Annotated in this window: 25 protein-coding genes and 1 pseudogene; 5 read left to right on the top strand and 21 right to left on the bottom strand. The window is 71.3% G+C overall.

Annotation, left to right across the window (positions count from 1 at the left end; all coding sequences use genetic code 11):
• Positions 1-202: 202 nt before the first annotated feature.
• The 10 genes and pseudogenes from ACFXDJ_RS31045 to ACFXDJ_RS31000 form a co-directional block, all read right to left on the bottom strand.
• Positions 203-1525 (bottom strand): annotated as a pseudogene (locus ACFXDJ_RS31045) (nitrate/nitrite transporter); the annotation flags it as partial.
• Positions 1522-2196 (bottom strand): GntR family transcriptional regulator, encoded by a 675-nt coding sequence (locus ACFXDJ_RS31040; RefSeq protein WP_384657723.1) that lies wholly within the window; start codon positions 2194-2196, stop codon positions 1522-1524. The pseudogene ACFXDJ_RS31045 and the gene ACFXDJ_RS31040, both read right to left, overlap by 4 nt.
• A 68-nt stretch (positions 2197-2264) precedes the next feature.
• The gene (locus tag ACFXDJ_RS31035; RefSeq protein WP_384657725.1) at positions 2265-2573 is read right to left on the bottom strand and encodes a protease inhibitor I42 family protein; all 309 of its coding nucleotides are present in this window, start codon (positions 2571-2573) and stop codon (positions 2265-2267) included.
• A 37-nt stretch (positions 2574-2610) separates the two neighbouring features.
• On the bottom strand, positions 2611-4596 hold the full coding sequence (locus tag ACFXDJ_RS31030) for a C1 family peptidase (protein ID WP_384850965.1): 1986 nt from the start codon (positions 4594-4596) through the stop codon (positions 2611-2613).
• Between the two features lie 211 nt (positions 4597-4807).
• On the bottom strand, positions 4808-5695 hold the full coding sequence (locus tag ACFXDJ_RS31025; protein ID WP_384850963.1) for a hypothetical protein: 888 nt from the start codon (positions 5693-5695) through the stop codon (positions 4808-4810).
• Positions 5696-6030: 335 nt separating this feature from the next.
• Positions 6031-7245: an FAD-dependent monooxygenase gene (locus ACFXDJ_RS31020; protein ID WP_384655606.1), complete on the bottom strand. Its 1215-nt coding sequence runs from the start codon at positions 7243-7245 to the stop codon at positions 6031-6033.
• 103 nt (positions 7246-7348) lie between these two features.
• Positions 7349-7855 (bottom strand): GNAT family N-acetyltransferase, encoded by a 507-nt coding sequence (locus ACFXDJ_RS31015; RefSeq protein ID WP_384655609.1) that lies wholly within the window; start codon positions 7853-7855, stop codon positions 7349-7351.
• Positions 7852-8115, bottom strand: coding sequence for a glutaredoxin domain-containing protein (locus ACFXDJ_RS31010; RefSeq protein ID WP_384850961.1), 264 nt, complete (start codon positions 8113-8115; stop codon positions 7852-7854). The genes ACFXDJ_RS31015 and ACFXDJ_RS31010 overlap by 4 nt, the downstream gene beginning before the upstream one ends.
• Entirely contained in the window at positions 8088-8264 is a 177-nt protein-coding gene (locus tag ACFXDJ_RS31005) for a DUF397 domain-containing protein (RefSeq protein ID WP_384655614.1), read from the bottom strand. The genes ACFXDJ_RS31010 and ACFXDJ_RS31005 overlap by 28 nt, the downstream gene beginning before the upstream one ends.
• A gap of 4 nt (positions 8265-8268) precedes the next feature.
• Positions 8269-9132, bottom strand: coding sequence for a helix-turn-helix domain-containing protein (locus ACFXDJ_RS31000; protein WP_384655617.1), 864 nt, complete (start codon positions 9130-9132; stop codon positions 8269-8271).
• A gap of 223 nt (positions 9133-9355) precedes the next feature.
• On the opposite strand from ACFXDJ_RS31000, the gene ACFXDJ_RS30995 reads away from it, so the two are divergent.
• The 3 genes from ACFXDJ_RS30995 to ACFXDJ_RS30985 all read left to right on the top strand — a co-directional run bounded on the left by ACFXDJ_RS30995 (position 9356) and on the right by ACFXDJ_RS30985 (position 11473).
• The gene (locus ACFXDJ_RS30995; protein WP_384655620.1) at positions 9356-9760 is read left to right on the top strand and encodes an ATP-binding protein; all 405 of its coding nucleotides are present in this window, start codon (positions 9356-9358) and stop codon (positions 9758-9760) included.
• A 10-nt stretch (positions 9761-9770) separates the two neighbouring features.
• Positions 9771-10997: a DUF1266 domain-containing protein gene (locus tag ACFXDJ_RS30990; RefSeq protein WP_384655626.1), complete on the top strand. Its 1227-nt coding sequence runs from the start codon at positions 9771-9773 to the stop codon at positions 10995-10997.
• Between the two features lie 62 nt (positions 10998-11059).
• Positions 11060-11473, top strand: coding sequence for a PPOX class F420-dependent oxidoreductase (locus ACFXDJ_RS30985; protein ID WP_384850959.1), 414 nt, complete (start codon positions 11060-11062; stop codon positions 11471-11473).
• Positions 11474-11558: 85 nt separating this feature from the next.
• Here ACFXDJ_RS30985 and ACFXDJ_RS30980 read toward each other — a convergent pair whose 3' ends face one another.
• The 11 genes from ACFXDJ_RS30980 to pdhA form a co-directional block, all read right to left on the bottom strand.
• Complete coding sequence (locus ACFXDJ_RS30980; protein ID WP_384850957.1) at positions 11559-12065, bottom strand: hypothetical protein; 507 nt, start codon at positions 12063-12065, stop codon at positions 11559-11561.
• A 107-nt stretch (positions 12066-12172) separates the two neighbouring features.
• Positions 12173-12958 carry a hypothetical protein gene (locus tag ACFXDJ_RS30975; RefSeq protein ID WP_384850955.1) on the bottom strand — a complete coding sequence of 262 codons (786 nt, stop codon included), beginning with the start codon at positions 12956-12958 and terminating at the stop codon, positions 12173-12175.
• A gap of 44 nt (positions 12959-13002) precedes the next feature.
• Entirely contained in the window at positions 13003-13413 is a 411-nt protein-coding gene (locus ACFXDJ_RS30970) for a hypothetical protein (RefSeq protein ID WP_384655633.1), read from the bottom strand.
• Positions 13410-18188 carry a putative T7SS-secreted protein gene (locus ACFXDJ_RS30965; protein WP_384850953.1) on the bottom strand — a complete coding sequence of 1593 codons (4779 nt, stop codon included), beginning with the start codon at positions 18186-18188 and terminating at the stop codon, positions 13410-13412. Before ACFXDJ_RS30965 ends, ACFXDJ_RS30970 begins: the two co-directional genes overlap by 4 nt.
• The gene (locus ACFXDJ_RS30960; protein WP_384655637.1) at positions 18188-18742 is read right to left on the bottom strand and encodes a hypothetical protein; all 555 of its coding nucleotides are present in this window, start codon (positions 18740-18742) and stop codon (positions 18188-18190) included. The genes ACFXDJ_RS30965 and ACFXDJ_RS30960 overlap by 1 nt, the downstream gene beginning before the upstream one ends.
• Positions 18742-19026 carry an SseB family protein gene (locus ACFXDJ_RS30955; protein WP_384655640.1) on the bottom strand — a complete coding sequence of 95 codons (285 nt, stop codon included), beginning with the start codon at positions 19024-19026 and terminating at the stop codon, positions 18742-18744. Before ACFXDJ_RS30955 ends, ACFXDJ_RS30960 begins: the two co-directional genes overlap by 1 nt.
• 200 nt (positions 19027-19226) lie before the next feature.
• Positions 19227-20159, bottom strand: coding sequence for a GNAT family N-acetyltransferase (locus tag ACFXDJ_RS30950; RefSeq protein WP_384850951.1), 933 nt, complete (start codon positions 20157-20159; stop codon positions 19227-19229).
• Between the two features lie 84 nt (positions 20160-20243).
• Positions 20244-20600 (bottom strand): hypothetical protein, encoded by a 357-nt coding sequence (locus ACFXDJ_RS30945; protein ID WP_384655645.1) that lies wholly within the window; start codon positions 20598-20600, stop codon positions 20244-20246.
• A 55-nt stretch (positions 20601-20655) separates the two neighbouring features.
• The gene (locus ACFXDJ_RS30940) at positions 20656-22119 is read right to left on the bottom strand and encodes a dihydrolipoamide acetyltransferase family protein (protein WP_384655648.1); all 1464 of its coding nucleotides are present in this window, start codon (positions 22117-22119) and stop codon (positions 20656-20658) included.
• A 13-nt stretch (positions 22120-22132) separates the two neighbouring features.
• Complete coding sequence (locus ACFXDJ_RS30935; RefSeq protein WP_384850949.1) at positions 22133-23113, bottom strand: alpha-ketoacid dehydrogenase subunit beta; 981 nt, start codon at positions 23111-23113, stop codon at positions 22133-22135.
• Positions 23114-23118: 5 nt separating this feature from the next.
• Entirely contained in the window at positions 23119-24330 is a 1212-nt protein-coding gene (gene pdhA, locus ACFXDJ_RS30930; RefSeq protein ID WP_384655653.1) for a pyruvate dehydrogenase (acetyl-transferring) E1 component subunit alpha, read from the bottom strand.
• Positions 24331-24888: 558 nt separating this feature from the next.
• On the opposite strand from pdhA, the gene ACFXDJ_RS30925 reads away from it, so the two are divergent.
• Both ACFXDJ_RS30925 and ACFXDJ_RS30920 read left to right on the top strand, forming a co-directional pair.
• On the top strand, positions 24889-25560 hold the full coding sequence (locus ACFXDJ_RS30925) for a response regulator transcription factor (RefSeq protein WP_330297500.1): 672 nt from the start codon (positions 24889-24891) through the stop codon (positions 25558-25560).
• Between the two features lie 139 nt (positions 25561-25699).
• On the top strand, positions 25700-26116 hold the full coding sequence (locus ACFXDJ_RS30920; protein ID WP_384655656.1) for a pyridoxamine 5'-phosphate oxidase family protein: 417 nt from the start codon (positions 25700-25702) through the stop codon (positions 26114-26116).
• Positions 26117-26262: the final 146 nt, after the last annotated feature.

Below are 26262 nucleotides of genomic sequence, written 5' to 3'. Positions count from 1 at the left end.
GTTCACGGGGGGCTATTGGGGGGGGGGCTGCCCGGCCGGGCCCCCAATCAGTCCTGTTGGGGCGGGGCGGGGCGTGGTCGGCGGGGCCGGCCCCCACGGCCCCGGCAGGGGTGCCGGACGCGGGGCCGGTCCCGGCAGCGACCACGGCGGTGGCCGCTGCCGGCGCCGGCGGCGGCAGCGCGACGCCGATGCGGTCGCGGTCCCGGTCCCGTTCGCGGGACAGCGCGCGGCCGCGCAGGCGCAGGATCTGGGTGATGCCCAGGAGTTCCAGGACGAATACCGAGGAGAACGCGATGCGGTAGTCGTCGTCCGTGGCGTCGAGGAGCAGCCCCACCACCAGCAGGGTGGTCATGGAGGCGATGAAACCACCCATGTTGGTGATCCCGGAGGCGGTGCCCTGACGCTCCGCCGGATTGGCCGGGCGGGCGAAGTCGAAGCCGATCATCGAGGCCGGACCGCAGGTGCCGAGCACCAGGCAGAGGCAGACCAGCAGCCACATCGGCGCGTGGTCCCCCGGATAGGCCAGGACCGAGCCCCATAGCAGCGCGGTCAGGGCGACCGTGCCCAGGGCGAGGGGGATCCGCGAGGACTGCCGACGGGCCACGATCTGCCCGTAGACCAGGCCGAGCGCCATGTTCGAGGCGACGATCAGCGTGAGCAGCCCGCCCGCCGTGGTCCGCGACAGCCCCTGCGCCTCGACCAGGAACGGCATGCCCCACAGCAGCAGGAACACCATCGCCGGGAACTGCGTCGTGAAGTGCACCCACAGACCGAGCTTGGTGCCCGGCTCCTTCCAGGAGTCGGCGATCTGGCGCCGCACGAATCCCCCCGCACCGGACCCTCCCGCTCCCGCGGCGGCCGCGGGGCGCGGCGGCGGCTCGTGGCCCTCCGGGTGGTCGCGCAGGAACAGCACGAGCGGGACCAGGACGACCAGCCCCGCCACCGCGCTGCCCGCGAACGCCGGCACCCAGCCGATCCCGTGCAGTACGGGCGCCAGCACCAGCGTGGAGACCAGGTTGCCCGCCATCCCCACCAGCCCGGCCAGCTGCGCCATCAGCGGTCCGCGGCGGGCCGGGAACCAGCGGGTCCCGAGCCGCAGCACGGAGATGAAGGTCATGGCGTCCCCGCAGCCCAGCAGGGCGCGGTGGGCCAGGGCCATGCCGTAGGAGGGGGAGAGCGCGAAGCCGATCTGTCCGGCGGTGAAGAGCACGGCGCCGAGGGTGAGCACCTTCTTGGTGCCGAGCCGGTCCACCATCAGGCCGACGGGTATCTGCATGCCCGCGTAGACCAGGAGTTGGAGGAGGGAGAACGTGGACAGCGCGGAGGCGTTCACGTGGAAGCGGTCGGCGGCCTCCAGTCCGGCGACGCCGAGGCTGGTGCGGAAGATGACGGCGACGAAGTAGACGGCCACGCCGATCGACCAGACGAGCACCGCCTTGCGGCCGCCCGGGGGGTCCTTGGGGAGGGCCGGATCCCTGCGGACGGGGGCTTCCCTGGGACCCGGGACCGCGGGGGCCGAGCTCATCGGGAGGACCCCCGGACCAGATCCGCGACCCGGCCCACGTGGGCCCGTACCGCCGCGGCGGCCGTATCGGCCTCGCCCGCGCGCAGGGCGTCGAGGATCTCGGTGTGCTCGGCGAGCGTCCGCTCCACCCGGTCGGGGTGCGCGTGCAGCAGGGCGACGCCCATGCGCAGCTGGCGGTCGCGCAGCTGGTCGTAGAGGCGGCACAGGATCTGGTTGCCGGCGTTGCGCACGATCTCCGCGTGGAAGGCCCGGTCGGCGGCCATCATCGCCGGGAGTTCGCCGGCGGCGCCGTGGCGGCGCTGCTCCTCGATCAGCTCCGCGAGCCGGTCCAGCAGACCGGGCGGGGCGGGCACGGCCCTGCGGACGGTGAACTCCTCGACCAGCAGCCGGGTTTCGATCACATCGGCGATCTCCTGCGCGGAGACCGGCAGGACGAGGGCGCCCTTCTTCGGGTAGAGCTTCAGCAGCCCCTCGGTTTCGAGGCGGAGCAGCGCCTCGCGGACCGGTGTGCGCGAGACGCCGACCGCGAGGGCGAGCTCGCCCTCCGTCAGCAGGGTCCCGCCCTCGTAGCGCCGGTCGAGCACGCCTTCTTTGACGTGCTGGTAGACGCGCTCGGCGGCGGTCGCGGCAGGGGGCGCGGTGGTGGTCGCGGTACTGGTCCCGGATGGCATGCGCACAGCATAGATACAACAGAGGTGCAACTTGCGCGCGGTCCACGATGTGGACCTTCATCACTCCATCACGACACCACGACGTCCAGGACGAACTCGTCCATCGGGGCCTCGTCGGGATACGGCGGGCGCACCTGCGCGAAGCGGATCCGGGCCCGCCCGGCCGCGAGCCCCCGTACGACGTACACGCGCTCGACGGTCGCCCCGGGCGGCAGCGGCGGCAGCTCCGCGACGGCCGGCGGCGGGCCTTCCGCCACCGAGACGGCGTCCGCGTCGCCCGTCACCCGCCAGGTCCAGACGTAGCCGCGCGCACCGCGCCCGGTGAGCCGCAGCTCGTACGGTTCACCGGGCACGAGCACCACCTCACGGACCTCCACGCGGGCTCCTCTCCGGTCTCCGGCAAGGGGTCAGGGGTCAGGCCGGGCCGATCACGGCCCCCTCGTGCCAGCCCGCGCCGTCGCGCCAGTAGTGCTGGAGCAGGCGGTCGGTGCGCAGCACGATCACCTCCAGGTTGAACCCGAAACTGCCCTGGAGCATCCCGGTGACCGCGAGCACGTCGTGGCCGAAGACCGCCGAGCGCTGCCAGGAGGCGCCGGAGGCGTTGCCGCGCCACCAGTGCTCGACGCGGCCGCCCCCGCCGGTCACGCACAGTTCGTAGTTCCCGGCGGTGTCCTCGTCGGCGGCCCCGTACTGCGCCTCGATCAGGCAGGGCGCGGAGGTGATCCCGCTGCCGAAGATCTCGCCGGGGCGCCAGACGAACCCGTTCGGGTCGTCGCGCCACCACAGCTGCATCCGGCCGTCCGTACGGGTGGCGACCAGGTCGAGGTGGCGGGCGCGGGTCTGGATCAGGGCCGGACCGTAGTGGGCGATGCCGGAGGCGAAGCGGCCGCCGTCGTTCCAGGTCCAGGGGGCGCCGTTGATCCGCCACCAGTGGTTGAGGCGGCCGTCGGCGGTGCGGACGACCACCTCGAAGTTGCCCGGCGCGCCGTAGTCGCTCTGGATGAACGCCGGGGTCGAGCCGACCGCCGCGTCACCGGGGCCGAAGGCGCCGCCGTCGCGCCAGGCGCCGGCGAAGTGCTCGTAGTACCAGTGGCGCAGCCGGCCGCCGGTGGTGACGTGGAGGGTCTCCATGTTCCGGTTGTAGGTGGTCCCGGTGAAGGCGGGCTGGCCGGAGGCGTCGGAGCCGAAGGTCCGGGCGCGGGCCCAGGGGAAGGGGGCGTCTCCCTCGCGCCACCAGTGCTGGAGCCCCGCGCCTGCGCTCCCCGCCAGGGCGGCCATCTCGAAGTTGCGGTGGGCGCGGCCGTTGCCGCTCTCGTAGACGTTGCCGGTGTGCAGGCGGCGCTTGCTCCAGGGGTCGATGTTGGTGCCCTGGAGACCGCACTTGGCCCAGTAGTCGATCTTCACCTCGCCGTACCCGATGCGGCCGTAGCCGCCGACGTGGAAGCCGGGCCCCCAGGAGTTCTTGAACAGCCAGCAGCCGGCCGCGTCGTCGTAGCCGACGATCAGGACGCAGTGGCCGCCCGCCAGGCGGTCGCTGGTGCGGTGGTAGACGCCGGAGCCGAGGCCGAAGAAATCGTCGTACACGTCGAAACAGGCGGTCAGCGGACCGACGGTGTCGAGCCACACCTTCTGCTGCTCCACGTCGCCGAGCCGCACGTGCTGGGGTATCCGGACGGTACGGCCCGACCGGTCCCAGCTCGGGGTGTACTCGGCCCGCCAGGCGTCGAGCCGGTCGGCCGGGGTGCCGGGCGGGGGCGGGGAGTACGGCCAGCAGCCCGGATCGGCGAGCCCGCCGTTGGTCCTGACCCAGTCCAGGGCGGACTCGGGACTGCCCGTCTGCCCGCAGGGGGCCCGCAGCCCGTCGTGCACGTCCCCCTCGGACCGCTCGGCCCACACGTGGTGCTCGATGCGTGCCATCGACTCGACCAGCCCGACCGCCCCGAACGCCCAGCAGGAACTGCACGGGTTCTGATCCTTGACCTTGGTGATCCAGGGCCACCCCCATCGGCTCCGCCAGTCGACGGCGACGGGTCGGGCGGGGGCGGGGGCGGCGGGGCCGCCGGGGGGTGTGGGGTGGGCGGAGCCATCGGGGCCCGTGGGGCCCGTGGGGTCTGCGAGGCCGCCGGGGCCCGGCGTCGGGGGTGCCAGTAGGCCGTGCGCCGCCCTGCGCCGGGTGAGGTGCGGATTGCCGCTCGGCCGCCCGACGAGCTCCCGCAGATCCAGCGGCGGCACGGCCGCGGCGGGCGTGAGGTCGGCCCCCGGGCCCAGGCCCAGCGAGGGCCTCGGTACCGGATCGTCGTCGGCGAGGTGTTCGCTGACGGACCACCGCGCCCCGTAGGCCACGAGCTGCGCCCGCAGCTCCCCCGCCGTCTGGACGTGCTGCCCCGACTGCTCCGGCATTCCGGCCCCCCAAGCCACCCGTACGGATCCGAGCCCCGGGAGCGTCCACCTGCCCGGAGGGCGCGTCAAGGGGGTCCGTACGGTCGCGCGGCGGCACGGCGGTCGCACGCGGTCGTACGCGGTCGCGCGCGGCGGGGGTCCGCCGGACCGGCAGGGGCCCCGGCCCAGACCGGGCCGGGGCGCGACCGGCCGCGTACCGACCGCGTCGGGCCTACTCGACCGGTAGGGCGGGGGCCGGGACCGGGAGCGACGGGAGACCGGGGAGCCCGGCTCCGGTGAGCAGGGCGACCACGGCGGCGACCAGGTTGGTCACGACGTCGGTGGCCTTGGCCTTGGCGTCGGTGGAACAGCCGCACGGACCGGCGGCCTTGGTGAGACCGTCCACGGAACCCTTGAGCTTGTCGATCGCGGCGGTGGCGAGGTCCAGCGGCCCGGCGGCCTTCGCCCTGACCGGGGCGGAGACGGGGAGGGCGACGGGAGGCGCGGCCGGGAGCGCCACGGGCAGCTTCGGAGCATCGAGCGGAAGCTTGGGGGTGTCGACGGGCAGCTTCGGAGCGTCGACCGGAAGCTTCGGCGCATCGACGGGCAGCTTCGGAGCGTCGACCGGGAGCTTCGGCGCATCCACCGGCAGCTTCGGCGCATCCACCGGCAGCTTCGGAGCATCCACGGGAAGCTTCGGCGCATCCACCGGCAGCTTCGGAGCATCCACGGGAAGCTTCGGCACGTCGACCGGGAGCTTCGGAACCTCCACCGGCGGCACCGGGACCGGCAGGGCCGGGGCAGGCGGCAGGGTCTTCTTCAGCTCCGCGACCGCCGCGTCGATCTTCTCCTTGAAGGCGGCGAGGTCCGCCTCCGGGAGCTTGCCGTCGGGGGACTTGAGCACGGCGGCCAGCAAGTCCGTGACGGGTTTGAGCAGTCCTGCGACGCCGCCCAGCGACTGCACCTGCGCCAGCAGGGCTTCGGTACCGGGGATGGCCTTCTCCGCGACCACGGCCGACGGCTTCCCGGGAGCGGAGGCGGCGCCCGCGAGGCCGGGAGACACGGCCAGCAAGGTCAGGCAGAGGGCGGCGGGGACGGTGTATCGCGTGATGCGGAGCAACGTTTCTCTCCTGTCGAGAGCAGAGCGAACAGGCACGTGGGTGTGCCATGGGACGTGACATGGGACGTGTCACCGTCCACTCACCGACACCCCGTCAGCCCCCGCAACCGCAGCCCCGCCCCCGCGCTCGACGACACGCCGCGCAACCGGCGTACGGGCCCTGCCTGACCAGCCGCGATCCCTTCACCCACCGGTCGTGCCCCGTCAGGAACCTCCCCGACCCGCCCCCAACCGGGTCTCGGCGGATCCCGTAAGGCGCCCGCCGCAGGGCCACCGGGCCGCCGCACGGAGGCATGGCCCGGCCCTGAAGCCCCCGGAGCCCCGTCAGCCAGCCCCTACGGGGTCAGCGCCTGGCCTCCGATGTCCGCCGCCCCCGCGAGCTGGCCCTGCCACCACGCCTGCGCCTCGCCGTGCCCCATGGACCCCCAGTCCGGGGTCCGCTCCACCTGGGCCCGGCCCAGCCGGCGGGCCAGCGCGACCAGTTCCCGGCCCGCCGCGCCCCGGGCCGCCTGGTAGCCGCGCAGCAGCTCCTGCCACGAATCCGTCCCGCGCCACGCCTCCTCGAAGGCACTGGCGTCCTGGAGCGCCTTGGCCGCGCCGCTGGTGTTGTGCGGGCGCACCACCGACGCCGCGTCCCCGGCCAGCAGGAGCCGGCCCGCCGTGATGGCGGTCGCCTCCAGGTCGTAGATGGGCTGGATGTAGACGTCCTCCGGGGCGGTCAGCCCCAGCGCCCGACCCCAGTACGGCGGGAACCCCTTCTCCAGCAACTCCGCGAGGTGCACCGCCAGTTCCCCCGTCACCGTCCCGGGCGGGAAACTCGTCGGGTCGTCCAGCCGCAGCCCGGCCGCGGGCGGCGGGGTCGCGTAGAGCACCCAGTTGACGCGGAGCCCGCCGTCCGGACCGGGGATCCGGTAGATCACGCAGGTCCCGCCCCGCCAGCACACAGTGGTCACCGCCCCGGGGTACGAGTCCTCGTGCCCGCCGAGCGAATCCAGCAGCCCGGCGTCGAAGTTGCCCCGCCAGCACACGTAGCCCGCGTAGTGCGGCCGCGATCCCGGGCACACGGCCTCCCGCACCACCGACCGGTACCCGTCGCCGCCGACCACGAGGTCGTACCGCTCCACCGCCCCGCCGGCCAGCCGCACTTCGCCCTCCGGGGTCACCCCGGTCACGGTCTCGCCCTGGCGGTAGACCACCGACTCGGGGGTGGCCTCGCGCAGCCCGCGCCACAGCAGGCCCCAGTGGTACGAGTGGAACGGGAACGGCTGCTCCCAGATCACCCGGCCTCCCGCCCCCGACGCCGGATCCCGGACCACCCACCTACGCCGTGCCAACGGGTGCGCGGGAATCCCGGCCGGCAGCGCCCCGGCCGCGGCGAGTTCGGCGGCGCGGTCGTCGTGGACGCACAGCCCGACCCCCCGGTCCGAGAGCCGCCCGCGCGTGCGTTCCAGTACCACCACCCGGGCCGCCCCGGCCCGCGCGGCCGCCGAGGCGAACGCGCACCCCGCGATGCTCCCACCGACGACCGCGACCGTACCGATGCCCCGCATAGCCGCTCCCTGTGCCACGACGAGTCCCTTGGGGCCCGACACCTTACTGGCGTTCCGGGCACGGGCGAACCGTACGATTCCAGCCAGTTGCGCGAAGGCGTGGTCAGCCGGTCGTCAGCTGCCACCTGGTCTCGCCGTCGTGCCACTGGTCGGTGGGCGTGAGCCCGGCCGCGGCGGCGACGGCCGCGGATGCGGCGTGCTCGGGGTGGATGTGCGCGATGACGGTCGCCACCGCGTGTGTCCGGAGCCAGCCGACCAGTCCCCGGGCCGCCTCGGTGGCGATGCCGTGCCCCTGCCAGGGAGTCCCGACGACCCAGGCGATCTCGGCGACGCCGTCGGCGGACACCGTCGCCTGGACCGTGCCGGTCAGGCAGTCGGCATCGTCGAGCCGGACCACCCAGTTGCACCAGGAGACGGCGGGGTCCGGCGAGCCGGCGACCAGCCGTTCGTAGCGCGTGCGCAGGGCTTCGGCAGTGTCCGGAGCGCCGCCGATGAAGGTGTGCAGGGCCGGGTCGGCCAGCACGGCAACCATCTCCTCGGCGTACGAGGCCCGCAGGGGCAGCAGCGTCAGCCGCCCGGTGCGGATGGTCCCGGGTTCGAGGGTGGTCACGCCGCCGCCTCGCGGAGCTCCCGGAGTGAGGGACTGGGTATGCCGGGCCGGTCGCCGAACGCGACCATGGGCACCATTTCGATGCCGTAGGCGCAGCTGCGGACGAAGGCCGCCGCGTCGGGGTCCTCCCCGATGTCGACCAGGGTGTACGGGACGCGGGCCAGCCAGAGCTTGAACCGCAGCCTCCTCCAGTCCGGACACCCCGGCCGCCAGTAAACGGTGGCCCCGGCGGTCACCGAGCCGCCGCGAAGGCCGCCCACGCGGTGTCGGTGACCCGGATGACCGGCCCGTCGGTGTCCTTGCTGTCCCGGACGGCCACCGTGCCGGCCACGTTCGTGGCCACCTCGACGCATTCCGAATCGGCCTGGTCGTCGCTGTAGCTGGACTTCACGAACTCGAACTCGTTCACGGGCTTACATACCTTTACTGATGGCGTCGATCAGGTTCGCGGAGTCGTGCGGCGAGAGACTCAGGCGGGACACCCGTCCGAAGGCCCGGCTGACCGCCTCGTTGCCTTCGGACCCCTCCACCCACACCTTAGCCGCGGCGGTCTCGGCATAAGCGACGTCCAACGCCCCTGGTTCTGCGAACGAGACGATGTTGAACGCGCCCGAAGCACCATGGTGTCCACCCGCTCGAAAGGGCAGCACCTGCACATGGACGTGGGGCAGGCTGGCCATCTCGGCCAGGTGGTTGAGCTGCCCACGCATGACTTCCGGGCTACCGATCTGCTGGCGCAACGCCGCCTCCCACAAGACCGCGTGGAACTCCAGTGGCTGCTCACCCCACAGTCGCGCCTGTCGTTTGATGCGTGAAGTGACCAGCACCTCGATCTCATCAGGGTGGGACCAGTTGGACGTCACCCCCAACGCCCTTATGTACTCAGGGGTCTGGAGCAGTCCAGGAACCAGGGCGAGCTGCCACGTACGGATCCGCGTAGCGACCTGTTCCATCGCGATGTACTCACCCAGGTTGCCGACGAGGTGCATCTGCTGCCACCAGCCCTTGGCCTTGCGCCGCTCCCGGTCCAGCTTGGCCAGCGACAGCAGCGCGGCGACGGCCGACTCGTCCGTCTCCCCGTAGAGCTTGCACAGGGCCACGATGTCCGGGTCCCGGAACGGAACCCACCCGCGCTCCATCTTGGCGACCTTGGCCGCCGTGGCACTCAGCACCTGTGCCGCCTGCGGCTGAGTCAGGCCCGCCGCGTCACGCAGGCGCAGCAGCTCTCCGCCCAGTCGGCGCGCCAGCACCGTGGATACCCGGTTGTCCGTGGGCATTTGATCCACCTCCTCGTACCCGGGCAGTCAACCGCGCCCGGCGCGAACCGCACAACTACTCCCTGGGGATAGATTTCCCCGCTTTAGCTTGCACCTCAGGCGAGACCCGCCCTACCGTCGGTGACGAACCACTCACCGCCCAGAGTCAGTTGGCGGAAGCGCACCGGCCTGCCCACAAGGCACGGCACCGGCATGCCACCGCCCGTACCGGAGGTGCACGGACATGGACGTACTCACCCGACACGACGTACGGAACTACCCGCCCCGCCAGGACTCCGTACCCGAGGCCCGGCGGCGGGCCGCGTGGCTCGCGGTGGCCTGGGGGCGGCCCGAGCTGGCTTCGGACGTGGCGCTGCTGACCAGCGAGCTGGTCACGAACGCGCTGCTCCACGGCTCCGTGTGGGACCGGTACCTGCGGGTCGAGGTGCGGCTCAGCGGAGCAGTGCTCCGGATCGAGGTCACCGATCCGAAAGGAGAGCGCCGCCCCGAGCCGCGAGCGGCGGCTGCGTACGAGCAGTACGGGCGGGGGCTGCACATCGTAGGCGCGCTCGCCGAGCGGTGGGGGACGGCCGAGCGGGTCGTCGGCAAGACCGTATGGGCCGAGATCGGCCACAGGGAGCCCCGTTAGGCTGACCCGTATGGATGGGTGGACGGCGCCGAGTTCCATCGAGCGCGAGCTGTACGAGGCCAAGGCGCGCGGCGACTGGCCGGGGTACCTCGACGCGCTCGCCCGCAGCGAGCTGTTCCTGCCGCAGTCCCGCGCCCAGGTGGACGCCGAGCCCGCGCACGCCCGCTTCCACCCCACCCCCGACCGCCGCAGCCTCGTCGTCCTCACGCGCGGCATGCTGCCGGCCCCCGACCCCCACACCGTGTACCTCCCCCGGTCCCTCGCCTGGTTCGCGAACGCCTGGGACGCCGCAGACCCGCCCCACCTCGCCGTGAACCCCGGCTCCCCCGCCGAGGCCTACCTCACGACCACCCCGGCCGACCTGGCCCGCTGGCGCGCCCACTGGGACGCCGCCGCCCCCGTCTGGGGCCTGGCCCCCGGAGCCGTGCACTCCCTGCACACCGGCGGACCGCTGCACGGGCCCGTCGCGCACGGGCTCGCCGTGGGCGCCCATCTCGCCGTCTCCAACGGGGAGTTCTGGAACGCCCTCGCCTACCACGGCAACGGCTACACCCGCGAGCGAGCGCGCCTGCGCGAGTCCTGGGGCATCACCACCGCCGAGGACTGGCACGACGTCCTGCGCCGCATGCTCGCCGCCGAGATCGTCAGCCCCGTCTGGGAGTTCGCGCTACGGGTCCGCCGGGTCCTCGCCTCCGACTTCGCCGGGCCCGTGGACGTGGAGCACTGGCGGCACGCGTCCGCCTCCGCCCTGCGCCGCAGCGCCGAGCGGGCCACCGAACCGCAGCTCACCCCCGACGGGGTCACCGTGGCGGAGCCCCGCCCGACGGCCGAGGTGGAGGGCGAGGTGGCGGGCGTACAGCGGCTCATCGGCCGGATCGCCCGCTACGAGCAGCGCTTCCGCGCCGACGGGCTGCTCCCCGAGGACGGCTGGGTCCGCTCCGTCGAGGGCTGGGACCACGGCCGGGCCTCGCAGATGGCCCGCTGGGGCCTGGGCGCCCGCTTCGGCACGCTCGAAGACGCCGAACGCGGCGTACTGCGCGCCGGGGCGGCGGCACGCGCGACGTACCGCTCGTGGGAGGAGTTCTCCGCCGGGTACGCGCTGGGGCGGTGCCTGCACTTCGACGAGGAAGAGTTCGGCGACTGGTACACGGGCTCGCTGGCCACGCACCTCACCCTGACCACCGACCCTGCCGGGCCGTGGCTCAACATTCCCTGGAGGGGGTCCGACCCGGCGTAGTCGGGCCGGCGGGTCGGATAAGTCCTCGCAGGGCCCCGTACGGCCGAACTACCGTGCCGCACATGACGATTTCGCTGAACGACACGGTACGCAAGCTGCTGGACGCCCCGCTTCCGGCGGTGCTCGTGACGCTGAACCCCGATGGCAGTCCGCAGAGTTCGGTGGTGTGGGTGACCCGGGACGGGGACGAGATACTGATCTCCACCACGGCCGGCCGCCTCAAGGCGCGGAACATCGCGCGCGACGCCCGGATCGGCCTGACCGTCTTCGACCTGGCCGACACCAACCTCTACGCCGAGATCCGCGGCACCGCGACGATCACCGAGGACACCGGCCGGGCCTTCGCCGTCCGCATCGCGGAGGAGTACGAGGGTCCGGGCGCGGGCCGGGAGTACGCGGACGCCCCGGCCGAGCAGGTACGGGTCGTCGTGCGCGTCACCCCCACCAAGGTCCTCGGCAGCGCCGCCCGGGGTTAGGGGCGCACCACGCACGCCAGGTCCTCGTGCATCGGTCCGGGCGTGCCGCCGAAGCCAAATTCAGCGGCACGCCATCCCGCCCGCATTATGGCGAGATGACGATGCCTTTGCCGATAGCGGTTTTCAGCCCGCCGGCAGCGCCGACTCCGAACGCTCCGGCCAAAACATAGAGCAGGGATGCCTCCTCCGCCTCTGCCTCCGCTTCCCACGACACGGAAAGCTCGCCCGGTTTCCCGCATGTGACCCGCGCGCAGGGCCTCCTGTCACGGAGGAAGACGCTCACCGCGTCGGTCTCGGGGATGAACCGGTACCGGCGGTCCCGGAACTCGACGTCCACCCGGAGGGAGCGTCGGGTGAGGAACCCGGGGCCCGGCCGGAGCGGAACCGGCACGTCGTCCACGCACAGCAACAGGGCCGCGGCATCCCGCGTGCCGATGGGAGTCCTCTCATCGGCCGTCACAACGCCGCTTCGCTGCGCCGAGGCCGGGGGAATCCGGCTTCCGGATACGCCCACGCGGCCCACCGCCGGATCGGTGTCGACGGCCAGCAGGCCGAATCGTTCGTCCTCGTGGTGGCTCGATCGGGATGACATGGGGCCAATTATCCCGAACACGGCAAATGAGCCCCTCCCGACCTGAAGGTTCCCTCAGGAATCAGGGGTTCTGCTGGTGGCGGCGTACGACCGCACGAACCTCACCTTCAGGGCAGCTTCGGCCGCAGCGCGGTCCAGGCGTCCGCGGCCACCGCGAGGGGGTCGGTGTCGGCGAGGTACGGGCGGGCCGGGGCCATGCAGGGGATCAGGTTCTTGATGCGGCGCAGGCGCAGGATGGCGGGGCGCGGCAGGTCCCGCCAGACCCCCGCCTGCGCGGCCGCCTCCCGCGGGGTCATGCCGAAGCGGGCCAGCACGTCCCGGCAGAGGGCCGCCGGGTCCCTGTCGGGGTCGGGCGCGAGGGCCGAGCCGGGGTCGGAGGCGGATCCGGGGGCGGGTGACGGGCCGAAGGTCTGGATCAAGTAGGCGCGTACGTACGGCTGTTCCTCCGGGCGGCCCGCGCGGGCCAGCGCCGCCAGCGACACCCGGCCCCACCTCAGCCGCATCCCCTCCGGCAGGCTCTCGTCCTGCATCCGGACCGTCGCCATGGCCCGCAGCGGGTCCGGATGCGGCTCCTCCAGCAGCGGCGGCCCGGTGGCCAGCCAGGCCTCGACCTCCGCCAGCGCGTGCCCGCCGGGCGGTACGTACGTCAGCACCTGCCCCCGGGCGAGCAGCGCGACCACGGGCCCCGTGAGGTGCACCTTCGCCACGTGTCCCGCGTCGAAGGACTCCACCGCGCGCCCGTACCGCTCGATCCTGCGCAGTCCGGTCCGCAGCTCCCCGGCCGCGTAGACCTGCCCGGCCCGCGCGACCCCGCCGACGCAGCGGACCACGCACACACCACCCGTGACATCGGCCGCCTCGACGGCGTACACCTGCAATTCGGCGATGGACACCCGGCCCCACCCCTTCCCCGGGCCGGGAGGCTACCGCTTCCAGATCACCTCCAGGTGTTGGTGTCCACAATCTCGCCGGTCTCCAGGTCGATACGGCCGTGGAAATCACCTGCGTTGCGCGTGACCATGATCATGAGCGGCCGCCCGTTCTGCGGGAAGGCGTCGTAAAAACCGCCCATGTCGCTCGGTTCGTAGACCAGGCTCTGCGGCGCTTGCAGCCGGAACCGCTCGGAGCCGTCGGGCCAGTAGACCACCGCGTTGTCCGACCGGGTGAAGGGTGCAGGGTCCAGCCACTCCACCACCAGCACCAGCGTCTGGTCGTACTCCCGCCACGCCAGGACGGCCTGCGGCGAGCGCTCGTACGTTTTCTCGACGTCCCCCGCCGGACCGCTCCACCGGACCACGGTGTCGCCTTGGGACCAGGTGACGACTACATCCAGGTCTTCTACTGTCACTTGGGTATCTCCTTGGGCGGGCCGACTGGGATCAGACGGGCTCGGTCATTGAACTCCATGATCTCTATCTGAGTACCGCCGCCTGGCAGACGGCCCAGGTTCGGATCCATCTGAGGCCCGATGATGCTCTCCTGGACGAGGATCGGGTCACCGTCCGAGATGCGGTAGCGCTGAAGCTGCGAGACGTCGTCCTTCCAGTCCGTACGAACGGCCATCTGATCCCGGACGTACTGTTGGTTGGGGACGTCATCGAACGTACCGAATCCTCCGGGCCTCTTCTGACCGGCCGAAATCACCATGTTGAACTCCTCCCCCGGCTGTGCGAAGCGCGCGACGATCGTCGACCCCTCAAGGTGCGGAACGGTGTCACCACGCTTGGCCGGGGGCAGGGCCTTCTGTTCCTCCCCCGCCTTCGGGCAGGGGCTGAGACCCAAGGGATCCGCCCACACATGCGGGTTGGAGACGTAGGCGACCGGGTTCGGGGCCGGCGCAAGGCCCAGCGGATCGCCCGACAGGTAGCGGGCTGTCTCCGGGTCGTAGGTGCGGAAGTAGTTGTGGTGGAGACCGGTCTCCGGGTCGTAGTACTGCCCCGGGAAGCGCAGCGGAGTATAGGCGGAGGCGTCCCGGTTCCAGCTCGTCGTGCCCCAGAGCGTCGCGCGGGTGCGCCAGGCGACCTCGCCCTGCTCGTCGATGAGCTCGGTCGGTGTGCCGACCAAGTCTGTGACGATGGCGAAGAACCGGCTGTCGATCTCCTCCTGCGAGGCCTGCGAGGCCCTGCGTATGGACTCCACCTGCGTGAGCGGGTGCAGGCCAGAGTGCGTCCAGCTGAGTGTGACCTCGTGCTGGTTGCCCGCCGAGCGCGTCGTCTGCTCGATGAGGGTCGGGCCGTCCCACGTGAAGACGGTCTCCTCCACAACCTCGTCGATGCGGGATACCTCGTCGGACTGCGCCGATGTTTCACATGAAACATCGGCCTCCGCAAGACGCTGCTTCGCGGCACGGCGACCCAGCGCGTCGTAGAGGTAACGCCAACGCGTCCCGTCCGGGGTGCTCACCTCCGTGAGCCGGTCGTCCGCGTCCCACGTGTAGTGCCAGGTATCCGGCTTCCGGGAGAGCCGGGCCTTCTGCCTCAGGACCACGCGGCCCTGTGCGTCGTGTTCGTAGCGGACCCGGCCCGCACGGTTGATCCGCGTCCCGGTGTAGACGCGTTCACCGGTGGCCGCCCTTCCCAGCTGCTCTGGCCAGGCGGCCGAGGTCTGGTTGCCCGCCTCGTCATAGGCGTAACGCTCCGACCAGGAGGCGGCGTCCACGGCAGTGACCCGGGAGGACGAGTCGAGGGTGAAGGTCCGCGGACCTGTCTCCGCATCGTCGATAGCCAGCAGATTGCCGTCGGCACGGTAGCTATAGCCACGGCGCAGCAGGGTCCGCTGGTCAGAACCTGTGATGTGCCGGGTGGTGAGCCGGCCCACCGCGTCGAATGTCTGGTGCAGCTCCGTGCTGTCGCCGATGCGCCGTGTCAGTTCCCGGCCAACCACGTCCCGCTCGAAGCTCAACGTACGGCCCGAGACGGTGAGCTCGGTGCAATGGCCGCCTTGGTCGTACGTCCAGCGGGTCTCGGCCCCGGTGGGCGTGGTCATGGCCACCGGCCGGCTCAGCTCGTCGTACGCGTAGCGGACCGTACGGCCGTCGACCTGCTCCTCGACCAGTCGCCCGTGCCGGTCGCGGATGCGGACCAGCCTGGTACCGTCGGACGAGACCGCCGCCGCCGGTAGATCGAAGACGTCGAACTCGAACGTCGCCGTGCCGGTGGGGGAAGTCTTGCGGACGATCCGACCGAGTACGTCCCGCTCGTACGTGATCTCCTCGCCCAGCCCGTTCACGCGCGAGCGCAGGAAGCCGGTCGGGCCGTAGGTATAGGTGAGCGTGAGACCGTCGAAGTCGGTCTCCGAGATCAGTCGGCCCGCCGCGTCGTACCGGTACTCCCAGGTCAGGCCCTGGGGGTTGCGTACGCCCGTCACACGCAGCAACGCGTCGTAGGTGTACTCGTGCCGTACGCCGTCGGGTCCGGTCCGAGCAGCGAGCAGGTCGAAGTGGGTGTACTCGAAGCGGGTCATCCCGCCCACCGGGTCGGTGAAGGCGGTGCAGTTGCCCTCGCCGTCGTACGTCCACACCGACTCGGCGCCGTCCGGGTCCACCCTGCGGGCGGGACGGCCCTCCGGGGTCCACTCCATGGCCGTCACCCCGCCGAGCGGGTCGGTCACGCGCACCGGGCGCCCGAAGGCGTCGCGCTCGAATCGGGAGGTGGCGCCGAGGGGGTCCGAGATGGTGAGCGGCAGACCCGCCGCGTCGGTGGTGAAGCGGGTGACGGCGCCCAGCGGGTTGGTCACCGTGACGACGTGGCCGCGCTCGTCGTAGCCGAAGGTGGTGACGGCTCCCGCCGAGGTGGTGAGCGAGGTGCGGTTGCCGCGCTCGTCGAAGCTCTGGCGGATGATCGTGCCGTCGGCGTTCGCCACCCGTACCGGAAAGCCCAGTTCGTCATACTCGGTGCCGGCGGTGCGGCCGTCGGGACGGATCGAGCGGGTGATCCGCCCCGCCTCGTCGTACTCCTGGAACGACGTGGCACCCAGTGCGTCTGTACGGCTGATCACGCGTCCCGCACTGTCGTACTGGTAACGGGTGGCGGCGCCGAGCGGGTCGATCTCGGCAACGACCCGGAACCGCTCGTCGATCAGGTAGCGGCGGGTGTGCCCGTCGGCAGTGGTGACGGCGGTAACGCGGTGGCCGGTCGCGGGGTCACGCCCGTCGTAGGTGAGGGTGAGGGCGAGGTGGCCCGCCTCGCCGCCTTCGGCGATGCAGCGGTCCTGGTCGTCGTAGACGTAGTCGTAGCGGCTGCCGTTGGTGTCGGTCCAGGAGGTGATGCGGCCACGCTCATCGTAGGTGAGCAGCAGTGGCCGGCCCGAGGAGTTGACGACCTCGGCGAGGTTCCCGTCGGTGTAGCCGTACGAGAGGACGCGCGGGCCGCCGGTCAGGTGCAGCCCGGTGACCCGGCCGTCGGCAGTCTCGAAGCGGAGGTGGTAGCCGCCTGAGTGGGCCATGCCGAGCGGTACGCCATCGGCGTCGTACTCGAAGACGATGTGGTTGCCGTTGCGGTCTTCCAGCTGGACGATCGGCACGATGCCGTCCGCAGAGCGATCAGAACCGGCATCAGCCCCGTCGCCCGTAGCGCTGACCTGCGGGCTGAACCGGCGCACCTGCCCGGACGCGGGGTCCGTCAGCGTCCAGTCGCCGTCCGGGGTGCGCTCCAGCGGACGGAGCGGTCCGGTGGCGGGAAGCACGGGTATGCCGGGGGCCGGGTGCGGATAGGCGACCACGAGCCCGTCCTCGGCCACCAGGACGACGCCTTCCGCGTCCACCTCCAAGTGCTGGTCGATCGTGGACGCCCAGGAGAGGCCGAACCAGCGGCCCGCCGTATAGCCGGACTCCGCGCGGCGGGCGAAGACCAGCGGAAGCGTGCCGGGCAGGACTAGGTCCGTCTGCGGCAGGAACATCCGGCCGGTCGCCAGGTCCACCGGATCGGTGTGACCGGTGGCCTTGTCGCCGTCCGGGGTCTTGTGGAGGTCCGGACCGTCGCCCTCGAGCGCTCGGCGGCCCGGCCCCTTGAGGTCGTCGAGGTGTTTGGCGGCGGAGCCGATCTTCTTGAGGGAGCCCAGGCCCTTGGATCCGATGAGTTCCGGGATCATCTTGCCGATGCCCTCGGAGGGGTCCTTCATGAACTCGTCGAGCATCTGCTTGCCCGCGCCCAGCGGATCGTTGGCCATGGTGACCAGACCCGCCGCCGTCGAGTTCAGATTCGTCACGTACTCGGCCGGGTGCGTCAGGTTGTACGGGTCCATCGGGTCCAGCGCCCGGGCGAAGTTCACCAGGCCGGCCGTGCCCTTGAGGACACCACCCGCCAGATGCGTCTTGGCGAGGTCGAGATAGTCCATGCCGTCGCCGAGCTGCTTGGCGTACGAAGGCTTCGGCGGAGCCGCGTCACGTGCCGCGCGGACCACCTCACTCGTCTTCTCCGCCACGTCGTTGCGCTGCTTGCGCGCACTGTCGAGCTTGTCCTGCGCCGCCGTCGCCAGCGCGGTCCCCGGATCGGTGAACTTCTCGGACGGACGCGGCGGCAGCGTGTCCTTCTTCGCCTTCAGCGCGTCGTTGTAGGCGTTGACGAGCTTGTTGTGCGCGTTGCGGGCGTCGGTGGAGACCTTCTTCGCGTTGTTGTACTCATCCAGGGCCTCCTTCGCCTGGCCCTGCGCCCACTCCACCGTCTCCGCGAACCGCCCCATCGCGTCCGCGGCCTTGCCGAAGGCCTCCGCCGCCTTGAACCAGCGCGGCGGCTCCTTCGACACCGACTCCCGGAACGAATCCGCCGCCTTGCCCTTCAGCCCGTCCGGCTCCCCCATCCCCTTCAGACCATTGCCAACCTTGTCGAAAGAAGACTTGAAGTCGTTCAGGTGCGACACCTGCGCGCGGATCTTCGACACGCTGCCGTAGACCAGCTTGTGCGGGTCATCGGTCTGACCGAGCTCCATCTCCGCTACGTCCGCGCCCAGCTGATTGGCGGCCGAACGGCTCTTGTCACGGATCCAGTCACCCGCGTCGTCCAGACCGACGTCCTCGGCCAGACCGGCCGCCTTGTCACCGGCCCACTCGACGGCGTCACCGACGTCCTCGACCCGGTCCTCGACCCAGCCCTCCACCGGATCCGGAATGAAATCCCGCCAGCCCATCAGCGACCGCCCCCGTCGAGCAGGTCCTTCAACGAGCTGATCTTCCCCGTGGAGGTCACGGTGTCCTTCGTGTCCGACCAGGTCTTCTTGACGTCCTCGGCGCTCTTCTCGAAGGACTCCCGGCTGTAATCGGGCCTGTGGGCATCCGCGGAGAAGATCTCACCCCAGCCCTTCTGCTCGATCTCGTCCTCACTCGCGTGCGGATTGCCGAACGTGGCGGCGTTCACGACGACCTTGAACGAACCCTGGATGTACTGCTCCTCCTCCCACACCGTGCCCGCCGCGATCCCCAACGACTGCGCCAACGTGCTCGCGTTCTGCACGAGACTGCGCGCGCCCCACTCCCAGCGCTCACAGAAGTCCTCGAAAAGGGTGGCCAGCCCGGCATGTCCGGCCTCCATCCCCGTCATCGACAGATCGGAGAAACCCGCGCCCTGCGAGGCACCTGCCGCATCCGCACCCGAATCCCGCAACTCCCCGATCGCCGCCCGCAGACCGTCCCGGACGTTCTTCACCGCCGCCGGCGAAACCTCCAGATCCCCGTCACCCGCCATCAGGCAACCTCCCCACGGTCCACATCGACGGCACTGCCCTCGGGCACGATCCCCACGACCGGCGGGAAGAACATCGACCCGTCCTCGTCCGCGACATTCACCGCCACACCGGCCGGCCCGTCCGCCATCGGAATCACCGCATCGACGAGACGCGCACCCAGCACCGAGAGGTACTCCCACTCCCTGCCGGTATCCGCCTCCCCGCGCGCCACCGCGAAACGGGACAGCGCCTCCTCGTCCGTGAACGCGTAGACCCAGCGAATGCCCCCCGACACCGCCGCCATCAGAGCACCCTCGGGACCGCCGTCCAGCGGAGCGAGGAGCACCGTCCGCCGGAACTCTCCCACCAGACGAGCCGGATCACCCCGCCCTTCCCGTATCGCGGCGATTTCTCCGGTAAGTCCCACGGCTCGTTTTCCCTCCAGCGTCGGTCGGTGTCCTGAGGGGAACGCTATCGGGGGCCCGCCAGGTCCGTTCGGGAGCCCTACGAGGGCTCCAGCACCAGGCGGATCTCGGTGATCTCGTAGCCGGCGCGGGTGAAGGCGGCGGCCATCGGGGCGTTCACGGTGTCCGTGGTGGCGGTGATGCGCTGCGCGCCCTCGGAGGCGTGGAAGCGGGTGATCTCGGCGAGGACCTCGTCGATCAGGCCGCGGCCGCGCTGCTCGGGTACGACGCCCAGGTAGCCGACGTTGCGGTGGTACGGGGTCGCGGACGGGACGGCCAGTCCGGCGAGGGTGCCGTCCGGGAGGTGGGCCAGGCGCCACCAGGAGCGCTCGCCGGGGCAGTCGGTGTAGAACTCGATGTCGTCGCGCGCCAGTTCCTCGGCGTCGATCGTGCGCAGCTCGTTCTGCGTGTGCAGGTCCAGGCTGCCGGCCGCGATGCGGGTGAAGGCTTCGAGGAACTCCTCGTCGGTGCCCTCGCGGAAGACCAGTCGTCCGGTGGGCTCGGCGGTCCCGGCGGCCGGGGTCCACTCGAAGCGCAGGCGTTCGATCTCGCGGGTCAGCCCGGCCTCGTACGCGGCCTCCTGCCGCCAGGCGACCGCGTCGGCCAGGCCGCCGGGGGCGGTGCGCCAGTCGTGCGGCAGCGAGATGTTGTACTCGGGGGCCTTCCCGAAGGCGGCGTGCCCGGCGGCGAGCAGCCCGGCGGCGACGGAGGCCGGGTCGGCCACGGAGCTCCGTACCTGGAGGCAGTCGAGGGCGTTGGGGAGCTCGCTGTCGCCGCGGCCCCACCACAGGGCGCGGGCCAGGATCTCGCCGTCCTCGTCCTCGGCGGTCCAGATCCACTCGGGACGCATCTGGTTCGCGGCGAGCTCTTCGCGGATCTTCTCGGGGGTGAAGGCGGGGACGGGGCCGTCGGCCGGGTAGGCGAGGGCGCGGTCCAGGTCGGTGGGGTCTGCGGTGGCAGAGCGGAATTCCATTGGCCGATGATCACATCGGCGAGGGCTCTCCCCCAAGGGATTTCCGCGGGGCTCGCGCGTGGTTCGTACGGGGGTTCGCGCAGGTCAGCGGCAGGTGGTGAGGGAGCGGAGGGTTCCCGTGCCGAGGTCGAGGGTGCCCTGGAAATCCCCCGAGGAGCGGGTGGCGACGACCAACACGGGGCGGCCGTCGGGTCCGGGAAAGGCCCGGAAGAAGCCGAGCACCGCGGCCGGGTTGCTCATCAGCTCGCGCGGCGGGCGTACGCGGCAGCGCCGCGAGCCGTCGGAGTTGTAGACCACGGCGTTGTCGGCGCGGGTGAACGGGCGGGTGTCCAGGGGCTCGATGACGAGAGTGAACGTTTCGCCGTCCTGGCTCCACGTCAGCGATTCGTTCGCGGGCGGACCGACGGGCTGGTCTGCGGGCTGGTCTTGGGGAACTGGCATGTGGATTCCCTGGGGAACCGGCCTCCGGGGTCAACCCGGAGGCCGGAGCGGGCCGTCAGGACCAGGTGATCAGGCGGCGGGGGTGTTCGAGGACGGCGGCGATGTCCGCGAGGAAGCGGGAGCCGAGTTCGCCGTCGATCAGACGGTGGTCGAAGGACAGCGCCAGGGTGGTGACCTGACGGGCCTTGACCTTGCCCTTGTGCACCCACGGCTGGAGCTTGATCGCGCCGACCGCCAGGATCGCGGACTCGCCGGGGTTCAGGATGGGCGTGCCGGTGTCGACGCCGAAGACGCCGACGTTGGTGATGGTGATGGTGCCGTTCTGCATGTCCGCCGGGGAGGTCTTGCCCTCACGGGCCGTGGAGACCAGCGAGGACAGTGCCCCGGACAGCTCGGACAGCGTCTTGGCGTGCGCGTCCTTGATGTTCGGGACGATCAGGCCGCGCGGGGTGGCCGCGGCGATGCCCAGGTTGACGTAGTGCTTGAGCACGATCTCCTGGGCCGCCTCGTCCCAGGACGCGTTGACGTCCGGGTTGCGGCGGATGGCCACCAGGACGGCCTTGGCGATCAGGAGCAGCGGGTTGATCCGCAGACCGGCGAGGTCCGGGTCCTCCTTGAGCTCCTGGACCAGCTTCATCGTGCGGGTCACGTCGAAGGTGATGAACTCGGTGACGTGCGGAGCGGTGAACGCCGAGCCGACCATCGCCTGGGCGGTGACCTTGCGGACGCCCTTGACCGGGATACGGGTCTCCCGGGCGGACGCTTCGGCCGGGGCGGGTACCTCGGCCGGGGCCCGGACGGGAGCCGGGGCCGCCGCGGCCGGAGCCACGGCCTGCGGAGCGACGGCCTGCGGGGCGATGGCCGCGGCGGCCGCCGCGTGGACGTCCTCGCGGGTCACCACGCCGCCGTCGCCGGTCGGGACCACGGCCGCCAGGTCGATGCCGAGGTCCTTGGCCAGCTTGCGCACGGGCGGCTTCGCCAGCGCCTTGGCGCCGGTGGGGGCCGAGCCGTTCTGCGCGGGGACCACCACGGCCGGAGCCGCCGGGGCCACCGGAGCCGCCGGGGCCGCCTGGACCACGCCCGTGCCGTTCTGAGCGGCGGCCGCCGCGTGCGGCGCCTTGCGCGGGCGACGCTTCGTAGAGGCCGTGGAGACCCCGTAGCCGACCAGGACGGCCTGGCGGGCCGGGGCGGCCTCGGGAGCCGCCTCGGGGGCCGCCTCAGCGGCTACCGGGGCGGGAGCGGCGACGGCCTCGGCCGCTGCCGGGGCCTCGTCGGCCGGACCCGTCCGCACCGAGATGATGACCTGGCCCACGTCGACCGTCACGCCCTCCTCGAAGAGGAGCGCGTGCACGACCCCGTCGAAGGGGATCGGCAGCTCGACGGCGGCCTTGGCCGTTTCGACCTCGCAGACGACCTGGCCGTCGGTGACGGTGTCACCGGGCTGGACAAACCACTTGAGGATCTCGGCCTCGGTGAGGCCCTCGCCCACGTCGGGCATCTTGAATTCGCGGATCGTCATGACGCGGGTCTCCTCAGTACGCCAGCGAGCGGTCGACTGCGTCGAGCACCCTGTCCAGGCCCGGCAGGTACTCGTCCTCCAGGCGGGCCGGCGGATACGGGGCGTGGTAGCCGCCCACGCGCAGCACGGGCGCCTCCAGGTGGTAGAAGCACCGCTCCGTGATGCGAGCGGCGATCTCCGAACCCACACCGAGGAACACCGGAGCCTCGTGCACGACGACCAGCCGGCGGGTGCGCTCCACCGAGGCCTGCAGACCGTCGAAGTCGATCGGGGACATCGAGCGCAGGTCCACGACCTCCACCGACTTCCCCTCCTCGGCGGCCGCGGCCGCCGCCTCCAGGCAGACCTTCACCATCGGCCCGTAGGCCGCCAGGGTGATGTCGGTGCCCGCGCGGGCCACCCGGGAGCCGTGCAGGGAGTCCGGGATCGCCTCTACGTCGACCTCGCCCTTGTCCCAGTAGCGGCGCTTCGGCTCGAAGAAGATCACCGGGTCGTCGCTCAGGATGGCCTGCTGGAGCATCCAGTAGGCGTCGCTCGCGTTGGACGGCGAGACCACCTTCAGGCCCGGGACGTGCGCGAACAGCGTCTCCGGGGACTCCGAGTGGTGCTCGACCGCGCCGATGCCGCCCGCGTAGGGAATGCGGATGACGACCGGCATCTTGATCTTGCCGAGCGAGCGCGCGTGCATCTTCGCGAGCTGCGTGACGATCTGGTCGTAGGCGGGGAACACGAAACCGTCGAACTGGATCTCCACGACCGGCCGGTACCCGCGCAGGGCCAGTCCGATCGCGGTGCCGACGATGCCCGACTCGGCGAGCGGGGTGTCGATGACCCGCTCCTCGCCGAAGTCCTTCTGCAGTCCGTCGGTGATCCGGAAGACGCCTCCGAGCTTGCCGACGTCCTCACCCATGATCAGGACCTTCGGGTCCGTCTCCAGGGCCTTGCGCAGCGAGTCGTTGAGCGCCTTGGCGATGGTCAGCTTCTGTACGGCCATGACGGTCACTCCCCGCCTTCGAAGGACGCGAGGTAGGCGGCGAACTGCGCGCGCTCCTCGTCGACGAGCGCGTGCCCGTCCGCGTAGACGTTCTCGAAGATCGCCATCGTGTCCGGGTCGGGCATCGAGCGCACGACCTCGCGCACCCGCTTGCCCAGGGTCTCGCTCTCGGCCTCCAGCTCCTCGAAGTACGCCTCGTCGGCGGCTCCGGTCGCCAGCAGGTGGGCCTTCAGGCGCAGGATCGGGTCCTTTGCCTCCCAGGCCGCCGTCTCCTCGTCGCGCCGGTACTTCGTCGGATCGTCCGAAGTGGTGTGCGCGCCCATGCGGTACGTGAAGGCCTCGACCAGGGTCGGGCCCTCCCCGCGGCGGGCCCGCTCCAGCGCCCAGCGGGTCACCGCGAGGCAGGCCAGTACGTCGTTGCCGTCCACGCGGACGCCCGGGAAGCCGAAGCCCTTGGCGCGCTGGTAGAGCGGCACGCGCATCTGGCGCTCGGTCGGCTCGGAGATCGCCCACTGGTTGTTCTGGCAGAAGAACACCACGGGCGAGTTGTAGACGGCGGCGAAGGTGAAGGCCTCCGCCACGTCGCCCTGGCTGGACGCGCCGTCGCCGAAGTAGGCGACGACCGCCGAGTCGGCGCCGTCCTTGGCCACGCCCATCGCGTACCCGGTCGCGTGCAGCGTCTGGGAGCCGATGACGATCGTGTACAGGTGGAAGTTGTTGGTGGTCGGGTCCCAGCCACCGTGGTTCACACCGCGGAACATGCCGAGCAGGTTGGTCGGGTCGACCCCGCGGCACCAGGCCACGCCGTGCTCGCGGTAGGTGGGAAACACGTAGTCGTCGTCGCGCAGCGCCCGGCCGGAGCCGATCTGCGCGGCCTCCTGCCCGAGCAGCGAGGCCCACAGGCCCAGTTCGCCCTGGCGCTGGAGTGCCGTCGCCTCGCCGTCGAAGCGGCGCGTCATGACCATGTCGCGGTAGAGGCCGCGCAGGTCTTCGGTGGTGATGTCCGCGACGAAGGGGGCGAATTCCGCGATGTCGGGATGGTCCGCGACCTCGACCCGTTCCCCTTCGGGCGTCAGCAGCTGTACGAGCTGGGGTTCGGCGTCATCATGCGTCTGCGCGGTGGCGGCGGCGGTCTTGGCGGCGCTCGCCGCGCCTGCCTGCCGCTTGGCGCCGCTGCTGCGGCGCGGCTTGCGCGCGGCAGTGCTCTCCACGGTCACGATTGCTCCTCCGTCGGTCCGGCACCCGGGTTCTCCGGGGACCAGTGCGGCTCACCTGCATCTCTGCCCGCGCACGGGGTGGGTGCGCTTCGGGTATGGGATTCAGGCGTGACAGGTGCCCCGGCGAGTGCCCTGCGCAATGCACGTTACCCAGTGCGTCGCATAACTGCGAAACCCCGTTTGACCTGCGATTTTGCTTGGATTTCCAAGTAAATCGACGGAAGCGGGAACAAGCACTGGTCACAGCCTTGCAGGGGGCCGGAACAACGGCACGTTATCCCGGCCTTCATCTTCAGGGAAGGGCTTGAAAACTGGGGCTTCCGGCGGTAACAGGAACCCGGCGCACGCCCCGGTACCCGCCCCGGGACCAGCACCGTCGCCCACAACGTGCAGCTTGCTCCGGTTGCACCCGGTCCGCCCTCAAAAGCGCCTCTTGGGTGACTTCGAGGCTAGGATGGGACCGGATAAGGGGCCAGCCAATTGCCACGACCGGCTCTTTTCTGCTGAGTCGCCGCCGGCATGTGTCCGGGGACGCACAACCACTCGGACGGGTAGTCGATGAGCGCACAAGACGGACAGGCAAAGATCAAGGTTTTCCTTCTGGACGACCACGAAGTGGTGCGTCGGGGTGTGCACGAACTGCTGTCGATGGAAGACGACATCGACATCGTCGGTGAGGCCGGCACCGCCGCCGACGCGCTGGTCCGCATCCCCGCGACCCGCCCCGACGTGGCCGTGCTCGACGTCCGCCTGCCCGACGGCAGCGGGGTGGAGGTCTGCCGCGAGGTGCGCTCGCAGAACGAGGACATCAAGTGCCTGATGCTCACCTCGTTCGCCGATGACGAAGCGCTGTTCGACGCGATCATGGCCGGCGCCTCGGGCTACGTGCTGAAGGCGATCCGCGGCAACGAGCTGCTCAACGCCGTACGGGACGTCGCGGCCGGCAAGTCGCTGCTGGACCCCGTCGCCACGGCCCGGGTGCTGGAGCGGCTGCGCGACGGCAAGAACGGCAAGGGCGACGACCGGCTCTCCAACCTCACCGAGCAGGAGCGCAAGATCCTCGACCTGATCGGCGAGGGCCTGACGAACCGGGTGATCGGCGAGCGGCTGCACCTGGCCGAGAAGACGATCAAGAACTACGTCTCCAGCCTGCTCTCCAAGCTGGGCATGGAGCGCCGCTCCCAGGCCGCCGCGTACGTGGCCCGGCTCCAGGCCGAGCAGCGTAGGTAGACCTTTTCGATCACACAGCGTAACGCCCCGTGGATGCACGATTCCACGGGGCGTTCTGTTTAATTCGGGACCAACGTCCCCGATGTGCGGGGCGGGATCCTCTTTTCCGGCACCGTGTCGGTACCCGAGAGTGGATGACATGTCCCCAGAGGAACTCCACGCCATCGAACTGCTGCGCCGGGTGCCGTACGGCCGAGTCGCCACCAGCATGCGCGCGCTGCCTTTCCTCGCCCTCGCCCGCCACATCGTGGTGAACGGCAAGGTCGTCCTGAGAATGCACGCCGGATTCGGATACCACCAAGCCTGCAACGGCAGCGTGGTCTCCTACGGCGCCGACAACTTCAACTCCCCAGACGCCCAGCTGTGGTCGGTGCAGATCACCGGCACGGCGAACCTCGTCGAACCCACCACCGCCGAACTGGAACTCTTCGGCCCCGGCCCGCACTTCATCGACGGCGCGGTCTTCGACCCGGTCTACATGCGGATCGAACCCCAGCTCGTCACGGTGCACACCCTCGCGGGGAATCTGGACCGGCAGTACCAGCACGCGCTGTGAGGAACCCCGGGGGACTTTGGTCCCACGGCGAACGGCCCCGGGGCCGCGGGGGTTGACAACCCCCCCCCCGCCGGGGGGGGATGTGTGGGGTGTGGTGACCGGGGGGGGGGGGGGGGGTGCGAGCGGGGGGGGGGGGAGGGGGGGCG

The sequence above is a fragment of the Streptomyces sp. NPDC059443 genome (assembly GCF_042750105.1).
Lineage (GTDB): Bacteria > Actinomycetota > Actinomycetes > Streptomycetales > Streptomycetaceae > Streptomyces.
Note: the sequence above shows the minus strand (reverse complement) of the source record. Positions and strands in the feature narration are given on the sequence as shown.

What these genes read in the sequence shown, in the direction of transcription:
- ACFXDJ_RS31040 (WP_384657723.1), bottom strand. Translation starts at nt 2,196, where the DNA reads ATGCCATCCGGGACCAGTACCGCGACCACCACCGCGCCCCCTGCCGCG.
- ACFXDJ_RS31030 (WP_384850965.1), bottom strand. Translation starts at nt 4,596, where the DNA reads ATGCCGGAGCAGTCGGGGCAGCACGTCCAGACGGCGGGGGAGCTGCGG.
- ACFXDJ_RS31020 (WP_384655606.1), bottom strand. Translation starts at nt 7,245, where the DNA reads ATGCGGGGCATCGGTACGGTCGCGGTCGTCGGTGGGAGCATCGCGGGG.
- ACFXDJ_RS31000 (WP_384655617.1), bottom strand. Translation starts at nt 9,132, where the DNA reads ATGCCCACGGACAACCGGGTATCCACGGTGCTGGCGCGCCGACTGGGC.
- ACFXDJ_RS30995 (WP_384655620.1), top strand. Translation starts at nt 9,356, where the DNA reads ATGGACGTACTCACCCGACACGACGTACGGAACTACCCGCCCCGCCAG.
- ACFXDJ_RS30990 (WP_384655626.1), top strand. Translation starts at nt 9,771, where the DNA reads ATGGATGGGTGGACGGCGCCGAGTTCCATCGAGCGCGAGCTGTACGAG.
- ACFXDJ_RS30985 (WP_384850959.1), top strand. Translation starts at nt 11,060, where the DNA reads ATGACGATTTCGCTGAACGACACGGTACGCAAGCTGCTGGACGCCCCG.
- ACFXDJ_RS30980 (WP_384850957.1), bottom strand. Translation starts at nt 12,065, where the DNA reads ATGTCATCCCGATCGAGCCACCACGAGGACGAACGATTCGGCCTGCTG.
- ACFXDJ_RS30965 (WP_384850953.1), bottom strand. Translation starts at nt 18,188, where the DNA reads ATGGGCTGGCGGGATTTCATTCCGGATCCGGTGGAGGGCTGGGTCGAG.
- ACFXDJ_RS30960 (WP_384655637.1), bottom strand. Translation starts at nt 18,742, where the DNA reads ATGGCGGGTGACGGGGATCTGGAGGTTTCGCCGGCGGCGGTGAAGAAC.
- ACFXDJ_RS30955 (WP_384655640.1), bottom strand. Translation starts at nt 19,026, where the DNA reads ATGGCGGCGGTGTCGGGGGGCATTCGCTGGGTCTACGCGTTCACGGAC.
- ACFXDJ_RS30950 (WP_384850951.1), bottom strand. Translation starts at nt 20,159, where the DNA reads ATGGAATTCCGCTCTGCCACCGCAGACCCCACCGACCTGGACCGCGCC.
- ACFXDJ_RS30945 (WP_384655645.1), bottom strand. Translation starts at nt 20,600, where the DNA reads ATGCCAGTTCCCCAAGACCAGCCCGCAGACCAGCCCGTCGGTCCGCCC.
- ACFXDJ_RS30940 (WP_384655648.1), bottom strand. Translation starts at nt 22,119, where the DNA reads ATGACGATCCGCGAATTCAAGATGCCCGACGTGGGCGAGGGCCTCACC.
- ACFXDJ_RS30935 (WP_384850949.1), bottom strand. Translation starts at nt 23,113, where the DNA reads ATGGCCGTACAGAAGCTGACCATCGCCAAGGCGCTCAACGACTCGCTG.
- ACFXDJ_RS30925 (WP_330297500.1), top strand. Translation starts at nt 24,889, where the DNA reads ATGAGCGCACAAGACGGACAGGCAAAGATCAAGGTTTTCCTTCTGGAC.
- ACFXDJ_RS30920 (WP_384655656.1), top strand. Translation starts at nt 25,700, where the DNA reads ATGTCCCCAGAGGAACTCCACGCCATCGAACTGCTGCGCCGGGTGCCG.